Annotated in this window: 10 protein-coding genes; 2 read left to right on the top strand and 8 right to left on the bottom strand. The window is 48.3% G+C overall.

Annotated features, from left to right (window positions below; all coding sequences use genetic code 11):
• Window positions 1–24: 24 nt before the first annotated feature.
• Together R70723_RS23250 and R70723_RS23255 are read right to left on the bottom strand one after the other, a co-directional pair.
• On the bottom strand, window positions 25–1,353 hold the full coding sequence (locus tag R70723_RS23250) for an ABC transporter substrate-binding protein (protein WP_039875819.1): 1,329 nt from the start codon (window positions 1,351–1,353) through the stop codon (window positions 25–27).
• Between the two features lie 322 nt (window positions 1,354–1,675).
• Window positions 1,676–2,569 carry an AraC family transcriptional regulator gene (locus tag R70723_RS23255; protein WP_039875821.1) on the bottom strand — a complete coding sequence of 298 codons (894 nt, stop codon included), beginning with the start codon at window positions 2,567–2,569 and terminating at the stop codon, window positions 1,676–1,678.
• Between the two features lie 145 nt (window positions 2,570–2,714).
• On the opposite strand from R70723_RS23255, the gene R70723_RS23260 reads away from it, so the two are divergent.
• The gene (locus R70723_RS23260) at window positions 2,715–4,907 is read left to right on the top strand and encodes an alpha-galactosidase (protein WP_039875823.1); all 2,193 of its coding nucleotides are present in this window, start codon (window positions 2,715–2,717) and stop codon (window positions 4,905–4,907) included.
• A gap of 100 nt (window positions 4,908–5,007) precedes the next feature.
• Here R70723_RS23260 and R70723_RS23265 read toward each other — a convergent pair whose 3' ends face one another.
• The 5 genes from R70723_RS23265 to R70723_RS23285 all read right to left on the bottom strand — a co-directional run bounded on the left by R70723_RS23265 (window position 5,008) and on the right by R70723_RS23285 (window position 13,022).
• Window positions 5,008–7,278 carry a beta-glucosidase family protein gene (locus R70723_RS23265; RefSeq protein WP_039875825.1) on the bottom strand — a complete coding sequence of 757 codons (2,271 nt, stop codon included), beginning with the start codon at window positions 7,276–7,278 and terminating at the stop codon, window positions 5,008–5,010.
• Between the two features lie 24 nt (window positions 7,279–7,302).
• A complete protein-coding gene (locus R70723_RS23270; RefSeq protein WP_039875826.1) occupies window positions 7,303–8,532 on the bottom strand; it encodes a PTS sugar transporter subunit IIC in 1,230 nt (409 codons plus the stop codon).
• A 205-nt stretch (window positions 8,533–8,737) separates the two neighbouring features.
• The gene (locus R70723_RS23275) at window positions 8,738–11,197 is read right to left on the bottom strand and encodes a GH39 family glycosyl hydrolase (RefSeq protein ID WP_231574768.1); all 2,460 of its coding nucleotides are present in this window, start codon (window positions 11,195–11,197) and stop codon (window positions 8,738–8,740) included.
• 252 nt (window positions 11,198–11,449) lie between these two features.
• The gene (locus R70723_RS23280) at window positions 11,450–11,875 is read right to left on the bottom strand and encodes a MarR family winged helix-turn-helix transcriptional regulator (RefSeq protein ID WP_039879197.1); all 426 of its coding nucleotides are present in this window, start codon (window positions 11,873–11,875) and stop codon (window positions 11,450–11,452) included.
• A gap of 178 nt (window positions 11,876–12,053) precedes the next feature.
• Window positions 12,054–13,022, bottom strand: a complete 969-nt coding sequence (locus tag R70723_RS23285; protein ID WP_039875828.1) for an NAD(P)H-dependent flavin oxidoreductase — start codon at window positions 13,020–13,022, stop codon at window positions 12,054–12,056.
• Between the two features lie 232 nt (window positions 13,023–13,254).
• Here R70723_RS23285 and R70723_RS23290 point away from each other — a divergent pair, with 232 nt between their 5' ends.
• A complete protein-coding gene (locus R70723_RS23290; RefSeq protein WP_081957475.1) occupies window positions 13,255–13,617 on the top strand; it encodes a winged helix-turn-helix transcriptional regulator in 363 nt (120 codons plus the stop codon).
• 129 nt (window positions 13,618–13,746) lie between these two features.
• Here the strand turns inward: R70723_RS23290 and R70723_RS23295 are convergent, their stop codons facing one another.
• A complete protein-coding gene (locus tag R70723_RS23295; protein WP_039875832.1) occupies window positions 13,747–15,168 on the bottom strand; it encodes a glycoside hydrolase family 32 protein in 1,422 nt (473 codons plus the stop codon).
• Window positions 15,169–15,189: the final 21 nt, after the last annotated feature.

Here is a 15,189-nt window from a genome sequence, read left to right on the forward strand (position 1 = left end):
TCCCCCGTCTTTCCAACAGCCGTATTACTTTGCCGCGCCGGATTGCAGTGTTAATTTTTCGGTTTGTTTAGTAATGTTTTCAATGGTCTTGTCCACATTTTGTTTGCCCAGGAGCAGTAAATCATACTGTTCATTAATTCTTTCACTTAAGCCGGGTACACGGCCTTTAAATTGTCTTAAGGAACCGTTGGCATATCCCTTTTCCCTGGCGTCAATGAAATACCGGGCATGCCCGACAGTTTTATCGTTCGTTATGATATCGTCAATTCCGGCGACCGACGGTACCGAGCTGCCGTTTCCGGATAGACGCGCCTTTTGACCCTCTTTTGAAACATAGAATGTCAAGAACTTCATCGCTTCTTCCTGTTGCTTAGATTCTTTATTTACAGAAACAAAGGCGATAGGCACCTGCACGGGTTCCATTTTGTTGCCGGTGTTGGATGGCCAGTAGATGTAGTCAAAATCAAGGTTGTTCGCCGTGAACATTGGAGTTAACCAGCGTCCTGCCGCTATAATGCCTACTTGATTGGACATGAACATGGCATCAAGCCCCTGCCCCTTTGGAAGGGAGCCTGCATATTTCATCTGTCCCTTCTCCGTCAAATCGCTTATGAATTGAATGGCTTCACGTGCTCTTGGGTCCTGATCCATAACATAATTTCCTTCATCGTCATTGGTAAGGCCCCCATTGGACCAGATCCAAGTATCCATTGTCCATGTTTCCCCGATATACCCTTGCTTGCCGGCGTCCTTCAGCTGCTTCGTTACCTCGTCAAAGGCCTCCCAGTTCCAGCTGTCCTCATCAAAATATTCCTGGGGTGTCTTTATCCCCAAATCACTGAACATCTTCTTGTTGTAATACATGACTAAGGGATTGCAGTCCATGGTAATCCCATAAATGTTGTCGCCGTCTTTTGCGGCTCCCCATAGGCCTTCTGCATACTCATCCGCCTTGGCGTAGCTGCTGTCTGTTTTCATAAATCCGCTTAAATCGGCCAAAGAGTTGTTCTGCACTAATTTGATCATCGTAGAATCTGAGATATAGAAAACGTCCGGCGCATTTCCTCCCTGCAGCTGTGTCAACAGCTTTTGCTCGTATCCGTCACTTGCAACCGGTACCAATTTAATGTTTACGTTTGGATTTATTTTGCTATAAGCATCTATGCCTTTCTGATAAATTTTCAGTTCATCCGGGTTGCCCCAGGCAGACATTGTAAGATTAACAGTTTTACCGGATGAATCCTCTCCAGATCCCGAAGATGTAGAGGTATTGCTGCTGCATCCGGAAAGAGCAATTAAGCCTGCAAGAAGGGCAGGAGCAGTCTTCAGAACTTGGCTTGATGTTATTTTCATTGGGGTACCTCCTGTTTCGTCAGTGGTTTTTAACACAGTAGCTCTTGTCAACCTACAAAAGTGTATCCGCTTTCTTTTACAGCTGCATTTTTCTCTTTTTTCTAAAAACACCTCATTCCACACGTTGTAGGATAAAAAATTGCTCCATTCAGGCAGTGTAACTTTCAGTCCCTCTTTTTAATTTTTCCTTTCGTAATGATAATAAAGCACAGTACTCTTGATGCTCAACGGTAAGTTAGTGCGATGATAGGGTAAAATATTGATATGAAAACGCAAAAATCCACTGCCATTCATGCAGTGGATTTTTGAAACGGATATCGTTCTATTGACCATTTCCGATCAAGCGCCGGATTTGATACAGGTTCCCTTCTGTACGGAATTCTCCCGGTGCCATCCCTGTATACTTCCGGAAAACTTTGCCGAAGTAATTCGCATTAGAAAAACCTGACTGCTTCGCCACCTGCTCCAGTGTAAGATTGGTCGGCTCCAGCAGCAGGGTTGCCGCTCTCTCCAGCCTCATCCGGATTAAATACCGTCCAGGGGAAAAGCCAAGGCTCCGCTCAAACTCACGCGTAAGATGAAATTTGGAGCAACCCGCGAATTCCGCCATGTCCTCCAGCCCGATGCTCTGCTGAAGATTGCTGTCAATAAACGTCTTGCACCGCTCTACAAGTGGAGGCAACGGTGCATTCCTGTCAATATTGACCAAATGGCTGGCAAGTGACATGGCGAGCGAATACGCGGCACGGGAACACTGATAAATATCGCTGTAGCTGTCTTCAATGGCCTCCCGGTAGGTACGCCATAGAAGCTGCTCTAATTCAGAGTCCGGTTCGATCCGGAAAATATAGCCGTTAATATCAATCCACTCCTGAAGAAGATTGAGCGCCAGATGGGACAGCTCGAAATAAAGCACCTCCCATCTGGAAGAATCAGAGGGAAGACGGTAGATATGATCGCCGGGTATGTCAGCCAAAAAGGCATCACCGCGCTCAAGGGAATATTTTCTGCCCCCTGTTTCAATTTCGCCGCGGCCCTCCAAAGTATACTGGAGCACACAATGATCTCCGGTCCGGTTCCGCCCGTCCCAGATATAATCATGAGAAGTAATCAGCTCATAGCCGGCCCCCTGCAACAGAATATATGGCATTGGTGTAATGAAATGAAAAGATACCGAGGTCTGGTTCCACTTCCTGCTGGTTACATCGTTTTCCACCGCAATATTTCACCCCTTCCGGCACATGAAATTACTCTTGTTTCAAATTCTCTGCACCTTTACGCTATCCCTAAAGGAAAATATATATCATCCAGCGGTTCGCTGCTGAATAAACTATAACACTAAAAGGAGCACTATTTCACTCATGGGCATCATTTACGACGAAGAATATAAGGTATTTCATCTGCAGACCCCGGGGTCCAGCTACTGTATGCAAATTATTCGTGACGGGTATCTGGGACATTTATATTGGGGGAAAAGGATAGCTGTTTACCGGAATTCCCTGCCCTTTGACTATATTGACCGGGGCTTCTCTCCGAATCCTGACCCTGCAGACCGGAGCTTCTCCCTGGACAATCTTCCCCAGGAGTATCCGGGCTACGGAAACGGTGATTTCGGCTTCCCCGCCTATCAGGCAGGCCAGTCTAACGGGTCCGAAATCTGTGATCTCCGTTATTCGGCACACCGGATATATGCCGGCAAGCCTAAGCTCCCCGGACTTCCGTCCACTTATATTGAGCTGGATAAAGAAGCCGACACACTGGAGCTTGTCCTTGAAGATCATCTGACCGGTCTGCAGGTTACCCTGATCTATACGGTCTTTAACGAATTGGATGCTATTGCGCGTTCTGTACAATTCAATAATAAGGGCACCGGCAGTCTCAGCCTGCAGCGTGCCTTAAGCGCAAGTATTGATTTCAGGGATGACGGGTATGACATACTGACCTTCTACGGGTCACATACCAATGAACGGAATATCGCGCGCAGGCCTCTTATGCCCGGAATCCAGAGCGCGGAAAGCCGCAGAGGAGCCAGCAGTCCGCAGCAGAATCCCTTTCTGGCCTTGCTTCGGCCAGGTGCTGATGAGGATAACGGTGAAGTCTACGCGCTTAGCCTCGTTTACAGCGGGAATTTCATTGCACAGGCTGAGGTTCAGCAATACCGGACCACCAGGGTATCTATTGGCATCAACCCGTTCGGCTTCTCCTGGAAACTTGCTCCAGGCGGGGAATTCCAGACTCCTGAAACGGTTCTGGTCTACTCTGGCCAAGGCCTCGGCGGAATGTCCCGTGTCTTCAATAAGCTCTACCGTACAAGGCTGTGCCGGGGTAAATTCCGTGATGCTGAACGGCCGGTTCTAATCAATAACTGGGAGGCCACCTACTTCGGTTTTGACGAGGATAAGATCACAGAAATCGCCAGTGCAGGAAAGGCCCTGGGGATGGAGCTCTTTGTGCTTGATGACGGATGGTTCGGCAAACGTGACAATGATTTAAGTTCGCTTGGCGACTGGACGGTTGACAACCGCAAGCTTCCCGGAGGACTCAACAGCCTGGTGCAGCGGATAACCGGAATGGACATGCAGTTCGGACTGTGGTTCGAACCGGAGATGGTCTCACCTGACAGTGAGCTTTACCGCAATCACCCTGACTGGTGCCTTCATGTGGCAGACCGCCCCCGTACAGTAGGCCGGAATCAGCTTGTCCTTGATTTGTCACGGCAGGATGTGTGTGATTATATTGCGGGTGCTATGGGTGACATTCTGTCTTCGGCTCCCATAACCTATGTTAAATGGGACATGAACCGCCATTTGACAGAGATTGGCTCTGCGCTGCTTCCGGCGGAGCGCCAGCGTGAAACCGGACACCGTTACATCCTCGGTCTATACAGCATACTCGAGAGACTCACTTCCTCCTTTCCAGAGGTTCTGTTCGAGAGCTGTTCCAGCGGCGGTGGACGCTATGATGCCGGCATGCTCTACTACATGCCTCAGACATGGGCAAGCGACAATACCGATGCGGTAAGCCGGCTCAAAATCCAATACGGCAACAGTATGGTTTATCCTGCAGTGTCTATGGGGGCTCATGTTTCCGGTGTGCCCAATCACCAGGTCAGCCGGTCGACTCCTCTCGGCACCAGGGCACATGTTGCCATGTCGGGTAACCTTGGGTACGAACTGGACCTTACCCAATTGTCTCCGGAAGAAAAGATACACGTCAAATCCCAGGTTGCGCTATATAAAGAAATCCGCCCGCTCATTCAATTCGGGGATTTTTACCGGATTTTAAGCCCGTTTGAAGGGAATGAAACCGCCTGGGCTTTTGTTTCTGCCGATCAAAGCGAGGCTGTGCTTGCCTTTTTCCGGGTGCTTAGCCAGCCTGGTGAAAGAGTCCCTATTCTAAAATGCAAAGGCCTAAACCCCGCTTATGTGTATCGTCATCATGAAACATGCCAGGTGTACGGCGGAGATGAGCTGATGTATGCCGGACTGACACTTCCTGTCCTTACAGGAGATTATGCCTCCCTCTTCTGGCGGTTTAGCAGAGTTGAAGGATAAACCGGCACTCTAACCTTATGAGGAATACTATTTCTTTATAAATATAAAAAGAACGACTATACCAATACAGGCATAGTCGTTCTTCTCAAATTAAATATAGTTAATTAGTCCGCACCCGCTCAACCCGTTCAATAAGCTCCTGAATCACTTGATCCGGTGAGCGCTCGTTCATCCAGGTCTGGCCGAACATCTGGAAGACCTTTATCATGGGGAAGTCCTCCCAGAAGCCGACAAACTCCTCGTTAAGATATACCTTGTCTGTGACATGCTCATTCATTTCATTCAGGCACTCTTCCAATACGGCTTTTGCGGCGGGGTCACTGACCCATTCGCTGAGAAGGCTGAATTTGTGGAAGGTGATCTCTTCCTTCCCGAAGTCACAGTGCAGCCTTCCTGTGATCCGGATGTCCTTGGACGAGCTGCCCAGCAGAATCTGAAAATATCCTGTGTCTGCGACCCAGCGGTTGTACTTGGTATTGAAGTATGAAAAATCTCTCTCCTCCAGCTCAAAGACAATCGTCTGTTGTTCGCCCGGATCAAGCTCCACCTTGGCAAAGGCCTTCAGCTCCTTCTCCGGCCGGGTCCACTTGCACTCTTCATCATGTACGTACAGCTGCACGACTTCTTTCCCTCTGCGCTTGCCTGTGTTTGTAAGTTGAAAAGAAACTTTAACTCCAGTCCCGTGCTGTACTACTTCCAGATCCGTATAGGCAAATGAAGTGTAGGACAGGCCGTGTCCGAACGGGAATTGCGGCGCCAGCTCCTTACGGTCGTAGTAGCGGTAACCCACGAACAGGCCTTCGCGGTAATACAGCTTGCCGTTCTCTCCGCGGATCCGCATATGCGAAGGATTATCCGACAGCTTCACAGGGAAGGTCTCCGACAGCTTGCCTGAAGGATTGGTGTAACCGAACAATACCTCTGCTATGGATCTGCCCATGCCTTGACCCGACAGCCAGGAATGGATGACGGCAGGAACATGCTGCACCCATGGACGCATGACCAGCGCCGAGCCGCTGCTGGTTATTACGATACATTTTGGCTGAACAGCGGCAACCGCCTGAATCAGCTTGACCTGGTGCTCCGGAAGCTCGATGCCCTTCAAATCATGCATTTCGGATTCGGCGTATTCCGGCTGGCCTACGAACAGCACAGCCACATCGGCGTTCTTGGCCAGCGTTACACTTTCCTTAATAAGCTCTTCATTCACAGAATCATCTTCCGGGTATCCGGCAGTATAGCTTACCGTAGCCAGACTACCTGCCAGCTCTTTGATTTCCTCCAACGGGATATCGACTCTGGTAGGGGTTACCTTGGCACTGCCGGCCCCCTGGATTCTTGGCTTCACCGCAAAACGTCCGATTACGGCAATCGACGAAGCCGTTTCCGGCCGCAGCGGGAGAATCGCGTTATCGTTCTTCAGCAGCACGATGCTTTCGGCCGCCGCTTTACGGGCCAGCGTATGGTAATCTGCATCCTCTTTTTCAGCAGCTTTGTTTCCGGTAACCCGTTCAACCAGCTTAAGGATACGGCCCACACTCTTGTCCAGCTGCTCTTCGGATAGCTTCCCGTCCTGAACCGCCTCTACTATGGCTTTGGCATTGTAGTGGGCAGGGCCCGGCATTTCAAGGTCAAGTCCGGCCTTTAGCCCGCGTATCCGGTCATTAACGGCTGTCCAGTCGGACAGGACTACGCCTTCATAGCCCCACTCTTCTCTGAGAATATCGTTTAACAAATGCTCGTTCTCGCTGGTATAGGTGCCATTCAGCAGGTTATAGGAGCACATGACCGTCCAGGGATCGGATTTCTTGATAATCCGTTCAAAGGCGCTCAGGTAAATTTCGCGCAGTGTCCGCTCATCGATTTCCGAGCTGGTCACCATTTTCTCGAACTCCTGGTTGTTGCCTGCAAAGTGCTTGACCGAAGCTCCGACACCTTCGCTTTGGATACCGTTAATGAAGGCTGCGCCAAGCTCGCCCGTCAGGCAGGGGTCCTCCGAATAGTATTCGAAGTTTCTTCCGCCAAGCGGTGTTCTTTTCATATTGACGCCCGGACCGAGCAGCAGCTCTACCTCCATCGTCTTGGACTCCCGTCCAAGCGCCACTCCTACCTCATGCAGCAGCGCTGTATTCCAGGAAGAGCCGATCGCAGACCCTGTCGGGTAACAGGTTGCCGGTACATTTTCCGTGGTGATTCCCATCTCTTCATTACTGTTCGTCTTGCGAATCCCGTTGGTTCCGTCATACATATGAACTGGCGGAATATTTAGCCGCTCGATCCCTTTGGTCATCCACATATTCAGTCCCGCAACAAGCGAGGCTTTTTCGGTAAGGGTCAATTCCTTCAACAATTCATCAGGTGATTTATTCATGCTGCTCCATCCTTTATCGTTTATTTAATTTTCCTGTTCCTTTTTCAGCTCCTGGGCATCATACAGCTTGAAGAACGGGAACCAGACCGCAAACACAATCAGCAGAACGACCGCCAGCAGAATAAGTCCGTTAAATCCGCTCATCAGGTAGGTAGACAGCCCGATCGGGGTATACCACAGCTGGAAGATTTGGCTTGGAATCCGCACCAGCCCCATATCGAGGACGATATACACGAGAATTGGCGTGATCAGCCCGTTAATCCACATCGGCACCATAAGCAGCGGATTGAACGCAATCGGTGCCCCGTACACAACCGGCTCGTTAATGTTGAACAAGGACGGAAGGATGGTCGCTTTGCCGACAGACTTCAGCTTTTTGGACCGGGCCAGCAGGAACCAGACCACTAAAGGCAGCGTAGCGCCCATCCCTCCAATACCCAGCCAGCCGGAGAAAAAGGTTTCAAACGTATTGATATTGACCGGGTCCTGACCGGCTGCAACGAGGGCCGCATTCTGTTCAATGGCAGGAATCCAAATGGCGTACCAGATCGGAGTCATCACCCAAGGGCTTACACCGAAGGAATACAGCACCACGCCGATAAAGTTAAACAATACGAAGCCGGTCAGACTTTGACCCATGGCATTGATGGGCTCGAACACATTGACAATCAGTGCAAAAATATCGAAGTGAAGCTGATAGACCAGAACCCAGCCTGTAGTTAAAATAAGGGCAATCGGCACGAGAAAATCAAACCAGTCCATAATGAACTCGGGAAGGGAGGAGCCCTTTTTGAAGAACGAGAATTTGTTGCACAGATTCATGACAAGCGCAACAAACACACCAACCAGAAGTGCCGTAATCATCCCCGAAGGCCCAAACCGCTCCAGAATGAACTGGATGGTTCCGTCTTCATTTAGGGTCGGGTTAAGCAGCATCACGAAGAGGGAGACCCCGCTCATTCCCGCCAGCAGCTTGATTTTGTGACGCTCTCTTTTTTCCATGACGGTGTACGGCGTTAAAAAAGCAATAAACAACCCCAACAGCCCGAAGCTAAAGGTCGTGATGGGTGTAAGATCCGGCATCCCCGGAATGAAATCCTTCAAGATTGAAATGAGTGTGATAATCGAGCCGATAAAAATCATCGGAATCGCCACCATAATGGCTTCCTGAATGGATGCAACCCAGAGATTATTCGTAAACGCCTCCAACCTAGGTGCAAACGATTCTGTCATCCACTTCATGAAACGCTTCATCTAAATTCCCCCTGTCTTTCTCTTAACTGCTACAACCCTAGTATAGAGATTTATGATACCGTTTTCTTGTTGTAACTTGCCGCATCCGGGTTCGTATTTTGCCTACTTCCTGCCTCTTGTACTAGCTTGTCTGCTTCGATCCAATATAAACAACAAAAAACACCCCTTCATCAGAAAAAGGGATGTTTGCACCGTGTATTTTCAATTAAAACTGCCTTTCGAGCTGGAGCAGCAGCACCCCATGGGGCGGGAGCACAATTTCTTTGCGCCAGCTTTCCTTCTGTATAAGCTCTATCCGGATGACCGGTCCGCTTCTGCTGTTTAAATACTGAATTTCCTCCTGCGTTAAAAAATCAGGCGCGCCCATAGTCATCCACTCATCGAATACCGACCCATGCTCCCGGTCCAGCTGATAGCTGGTGCATTTATAGGGTCCTGTCAGCTGGTTTAGCGTGATTTCAAAGGCTTTGCTGCCTTTTTCCTCAAATACATCATACCGGGTGGAGCCGGACAGCTCTGACCAGTCTCCGCTCGCAAACAGCTGATCCACATGGACGTAGTGATAGAACAGGAACTGCAGGCTTCCGTCGCTTTTCCGGGTAAAAGTATAACCATCCCCCTGCATCAGCAGCTCTTCACCCAGCTTCTGCATCAGCTCAAACGCGTAATATCCAGGCTTTTTCAGCCCGTCGCGGTTGATCAGGCCAAAGCCTCCATAGAACGGGGATGCTGGAACGACGCTTTCTTCAAAAACATCGGTAAAGGACCAGTAGGCCATCGCCTCCACGTCCCCGAGCGTATTCATCGTCTGGTAGATGACAAACGGGGCCATAAACATCGTATCGTGCAGCAGATTCCGGTCGTACAGCGAAAAATTCCACTCGGTAATATGAAGCTCAACGTCACTGTACGAGGCCGCCTTCATCTTTTGCCGCACACGGTCAATGCTTTCTTTGAAAAATGCCGGGGGCATGATCCGGGTCAAACGGCCTTCTTCCGTTTTTAGCTTGGGATACTCCGAATAAATATGGAACGAAAAGAAATCAAGCGGCACTTCCCGCGAGCTGCAGTAAGCTAAAAAGTCCTCAGCCCAGGTATCGTTCCAGATCGAGCCGTACCCCATGGCGGGCCCGCCTGTCCTCAGCTCCGGCAGCACTGATTTAATCGCATGAACGGTGGATTCGTAAAAAGCGAAGTACTCTTCTTTGCTGCCTGCCCAGCAGACCCCTGCCAGATCAGGCTCGTTCCACACTTCAAAATACCACTGCTTCACCTCATCCGCCCCGTAACGGTTCAGACAATGCCGGATAAAGGCCCTGACCAGCGCTTCCCACTTGGCGGGATCTGCCGGCGGGCTGATATTACCTCTCCACCAGAACAGCGTTTCTCTGGACCTCGCCAGCTGTCCCGGCATAAAGCTCAATTCAACAAACGGCCGGACTCCCTGCTCCAGAAGAAAATCGTACAGCTTGTCCACATAAGACCAGTTGTAGACCGGTGTGCCGTCGTCATTTTCACTGTATACCATCATCTCATCATTAAAAATGCCGTGAAACCGGATATACCGGAACGGGATGCTTCCCTTCAAGGCAGACAGCTGCTTCCGCCAATCCTCGCGCAGTCCTTCTACGGCTCTTCCGGCCGTCGTGGTGATATTCCAGTGCTTTTTGTAGCTAGCCGTTGTCTGATCTGTGCAAACCTCAATCCGTTCAGGGGCAGCCGCAAGAGCAGCGGACAGCGGAACACCGGACTGCTCGGTATCCGTTTTGACGTCCAGATAGCGGTACAGTGACCCTATGGCATTCATCGTGTCCATCTCATAATAGTCTCCGCTTGAGGATTCCTCATACGTTTTGGGCTTGCGGTTCAGGTTCAGCCGGTGCGGTTCCGGTGTGAGCGAGGCCTCCCGGTAGGAGCCCGGCGTGCAGCCGTATTTTTCCTTGAAATATTTGTTGAACAGCTTCACGTTGGCAAATCCGCAATCCAGAGCAATTTCAGAGATCGTCTTATCGCTTTCTGCCAGCTGAAGCTGGGCCTTTTCCAGACGGATAAGCGTCAGATACTTCTGAAAGGGAATCCCGATTTTATCCGTGAAGAAGTGGGAAAAATAATGCAGGCTTAAATGCTCGGAGTCCGCCATATCCTGCAGCGTAATCTTTTCATTATAGTGGCGGTCGATGTATGTGAGGACACTGTTCAGTCTTTTATAATCGTTATCCTTGCTTCCTTCTGCCACCGCCGGATTCGTCCCGTCCGAAAAATATCGCAGCAGGCATCCGCATAACATCTGTAATCGGCCTATCGTGTAGCTGTGATAACCCGGCGATTTCTTGTTAATCTCCCAGACCATTTGCGCAAGATTATGCTTGATGCTGTGCAGCCGCGTCTGGTCCTGCCCGGAATGACCGGCAGAGTTACAGGAGATGAACGCATTATTATGCAGCAGCTCGGGTCCGAACTGCAGGGTTAACAGCACATTATCCTGATGGGTCCGCTCAATCTTGTGAACCGACATACTGTTAATCACGAGAATATCATCTTCCTGGAGCGTATATTGCTTCTGGTCCAGATACATGTTAATCGAGCCGTGGAGAACATACAGGATCTCAACTTCCTTATGCCAATGAAAATCAATATGCTGAACGGAATTCACGAAGAGCTTCATCGGCAGATCGTCCTGATGCTGAATAAATTCGTATAAATAGCGAATCGTCTGCTCCCCCCTTCATACCGCTTATTATAGACATATCGATTTTAAGTTATCAATATATAGACCACCACTTTAACATCCGCAAGGCGCGAAGCGTATTCCAGCGGCTATCCCGCCTGACGGGTCCTCCATATCTCATGATCCTCCCAAATTAAATTGTCCCGCACCAGTTTATTTAGCAGCCTAAATAAATTTACAAGAGAAAACCTATAGCAAGTTATTCTCCATTTGCTTTAAAAGCTGTTTTAACAATAAACGATCTTCTGCTGTAATGGAATTTAACAACTTTTCCTGCTGCTGTCTCCATTTGATACCTACCGGTTCCTCTAGTTCTCTTCCCTTGTCTGTTAAAAAAATCCGTACAACCCGTGCATCCTGTTCATCACGTTTGCGGTGTATAAATCCGTTCTGCTCCAGCGTCTTAACCATGTTTGTTACCGTAGGCGGTTCGCATTTCAGATGTTCGCATAGTTGCATTTGTGTTACTCCATCACCTGACCACAAACGAGAAAGCAGATTATCTTGACCAACATAAAGGTTAAGTTCCCTTAGAGATTCACTATAATTCCGGCGCATTTGAGAAGAAATTCTATCTAGCGATTGACGGATATCACAATCCACTGTATCTTTCATTATTAATTCTCCCCAGCAGTAATGATTAATCTTTAGTTCACTAAAATTTATCATGCTGAAATCCTTCTGTCAAAAATGCCCCTTAGAATTCCGCGGATAAACCAGGGGTTTAATCCAGCTTCTATTCTAAGGGGCTTCATTCAATTCGAACAAGACTATATCTAGCACGGTTCAAAGATTACTTAATACCAGCCGCCAACTCCTCGACAACTTCTTGTACAGTTTGAATTTTCTTGATTGATGTAATCCCGGTACCGACAGAGATAATACCACCTTCGCCGTTACCTTCAAGCATACCGATCCGGAGAGCGCTAGAACCACCCTCAAATCTAGATATTTCTTCACGGGATGCACCTTGTTTATCCATAGCCATCAATTTTTCAGCAAAGGGTGTAGGCAATGAACGGTAGTAAGCGGGTAAGGTACGGTAAAACAACAAATCAGCTGCAGTTGAATCCACAATCATTTGCTTTACGGATTGTGCTGCAGGGCATTCAACAGTAGGAATAAAACGGCTTCCTAAGAAGACACCTTCTGCCCCTAAAGCAAAAGCACTTGCAACTCCGCGGGCATCACCAATCCCGCCAGCTGCAATAACTGGAATATCAAGCACGTCTACGATCATTGGCGTTATTGTAAATGTACCGATAGCACTCGATGGCAATGTTCCGCCTTCATCAAATCCAGTAACAACATAAACATCAACACCCTTTGCTTGAGCAGCCTTAGCATCTTCAAAGGTAGGATTCAAAGGACGGTAAACAATTTTAATGCCCGCTTCTTTCAATGGGGTAATGATCTTTTCAGTTAATGTTCCTTCAACACCATTAAGAAGAACTACCTTCACACCTTCTGCAATGACAATTTCTAAAATTGGCCAAGTGTATGTCAAATCTCCGCCAACAATCAAAGTTGTCCCGAAGGGTTTATCCGTCAGCTCCTTTGTCTTACGAATCTCGCGGCGCATACGTTCTGCGGTTTCCTCCGGGGAAGTTGTAATAGTCGTTTGACCGGCATTAGGACCGAGAATCCCCAAACCGCCCGCATTACTCACAGCAGCAACAAATTCAGCATTCGTAATCCAGCTCATAGGCCCTTGTAAAATGGGTTTCTCAATTCCAAGAATATCTGCTACACGATTTTTCATTATTAACGTCCTCTCTTTACCAGCGCAAATTGAATAAATGGCAATACTGTAAACTTAATCTTTCTCCTTTGCTAGTTGTGTTAAAATAATCATTAGCATGCTAATTATATGATCCTGCCTTTGCTGATTAGCAGCTTTGAGACCATCATACGTCTATACGTTTTAATTGCAAAGAAGGCAATTTAAATGAACATAGTACATTTCTATGTACCTTTAAACCGGGAGCGAGATCATGAGAGTATGTATTGAGGGATTTGAAAAGGAATTTATTAAGGATAAGCGGAATATGTACGCAATAGCCTTTACGCAAAATGTGCTTTCAGGACGCTGGAAATATTTTATTATCTGGTATTTAGAAGAAAGCGCCCGCCGTTTTACAGATATAAAAAAATTTTTAGGAGATTTATCGCAGGGCTCGCTCACAAAGCAGCTTAAAGAATTGGAGCAAGATGGAATTATAAAACGCAAACTGTATCCGGAAGTGCCGCCACGGGTCGAATATTCTCTGACAGAGAAGGGAATTAAACTGCTGGCTGTCCTTAAAAAGATGGAGGAATTCGGTAAAGAATACGGGGAAAAGCCTGAATCCGTTTAAGCTTATCAAGTTAATCTCCATAACCATTCTCAAAGAAATATCCGTTTATTGTAGGCTAATCCCTATATAAATTTATGATCTCACCTTAACTTTCTTTAAGATGAGATCATATGTTTATTCTAAATACGCTTACAGCGTTTCTATCTTGACCCGTTTAAACTCCGCTGCACCTTGACTGACGAATACGGCAAGCTTACCTTGCCGGATGTCGTACATTCTGGCACTCATCGCCACATCTCCGCCAATATAGATTTCACAAATCGTGTTGTCCACGAACACCTTTATTTCATACTCCTGATCCGGCAGCAGCTTGAGCGGACGTTCCAGCTCCACCTCATAAGGGAAGGTTTTCCCTCCTTCTTCAGACTGCATAATCGGCCCCCGGAAGGTAATCCGGCCACGCTGGGGCTCAAGCGTGAAATAGTAGGCAAAATCAAGAGCCTCACCTGCACGAAGCATGAACCCCAGACCCTGGGTTGATTCCGAGAAACGTACAGTTGTAGAAATTTTGCACTGGTCGGGCAGTTCCTCCTCTGTGATGCAGCCTGCAAAGGAGTAAGGGGAATCGCATAGGATCGAAGCCTCTGTAATCGACCATTCTCCAACAACTCCATGGAAATGAACAGGTAACTGGTGGGCGAAAACCGATTCTACGGTTTCTGGAACCTTTACACCAAGTGTCCCATCCGGGCGCTGCACAATTTCATGCACAACCAGATTGCCGCCCCAATCCCATGTATCATAATCTTTGCCAGAAGCTTTAGGCGGATTCCAGCCAAACAGGTCGTCGTTCTTTGTCGGATTCCAGCCGAACAAATAACGTTTACGTCCATCGGATACTGATTTAGCCGCATAATATGCCCGTCCATCAAAGGCTTCCTCCGGCGGTATAATCCATGGTCCGTTCAAGGAACGACTCATCCGGTAAAAGGTACCGAAACGCCCCGTATAAGAAGAATAAATCAGATACCACCAATCTCCCATCCGGAACAAATCCGGGCATTCATGTGCGCCTACATGCAAGTTCGGTGCATACAGCGGTTCTCGGTACTCCCAGTTCTTGAGATCCTTGGACGACAGCAGACCTGTGCAGCCTTTCCGGTTCGTCGGTCCTTTAGCCAACGCTGCGATCAGCATCCAATATTGTTCTTCTTCTTCATTCCAGAAAACAAAGGGATCACGCCAGTCCGCCAGCTCATAAATTTCGCCATCCGGGCCAAAAGTGTCTTCAGGAATCGGCTCCCATGTCCGCAGATCCTTACTGATGGCTTGGCAGGCTAACTGTTTTCCTTCTGGAAAAATACAATAGAACATGTGATAAACATCGTCCACTTTGAGAATATGCCCAGTCCCGCCTTCAATTTTACAGGCTCCGTCTTCCCGATAATTTACAAAGTCCTTCGTTCCAAGCAAATGCCAGCCATGATCAAGATCTACCTGATCGTTGTCTCTCCACCCGTGCAGATAGAACAGCTTAAACTCCCCGTCTTCAAAGTAGGGGATTACATCCCCCACCCAGGCGTTCTCCGGACGATAAAAAAATTCCTTCATTAATAATTCCTCCCGTTAAGT

The sequence above is a fragment of the Paenibacillus sp. FSL R7-0273 genome, from assembly GCF_000758625.1.
Taxonomy (GTDB): Bacteria; Bacillota; Bacilli; order Paenibacillales; family Paenibacillaceae; genus Paenibacillus_AQ.

Coding starts and splice junctions, on each gene's coding strand:
- R70723_RS23250 (WP_039875819.1), bottom strand. CDS start 1,353: ATGAAAATAACATCAAGCCAAGTTCTGAAGACTGCTCCTGCCCTTCTT.
- R70723_RS23260 (WP_039875823.1), top strand. CDS start 2,715: ATGGGCATCATTTACGACGAAGAATATAAGGTATTTCATCTGCAGACC.
- R70723_RS23265 (WP_039875825.1), bottom strand. CDS start 7,278: ATGAATAAATCACCTGATGAATTGTTGAAGGAATTGACCCTTACCGAA.
- R70723_RS23270 (WP_039875826.1), bottom strand. CDS start 8,532: ATGAAGCGTTTCATGAAGTGGATGACAGAATCGTTTGCACCTAGGTTG.
- R70723_RS23275 (WP_231574768.1), bottom strand. CDS start 11,197: ATGAAGCTCTTCGTGAATTCCGTTCAGCATATTGATTTTCATTGGCAT.
- R70723_RS23280 (WP_039879197.1), bottom strand. CDS start 11,875: ATGAAAGATACAGTGGATTGTGATATCCGTCAATCGCTAGATAGAATT.
- R70723_RS23285 (WP_039875828.1), bottom strand. CDS start 13,022: ATGAAAAATCGTGTAGCAGATATTCTTGGAATTGAGAAACCCATTTTA.
- R70723_RS23290 (WP_081957475.1), top strand. CDS start 13,255: ATGAGAGTATGTATTGAGGGATTTGAAAAGGAATTTATTAAGGATAAG.
- R70723_RS23295 (WP_039875832.1), bottom strand. CDS start 15,168: ATGAAGGAATTTTTTTATCGTCCGGAGAACGCCTGGGTGGGGGATGTA.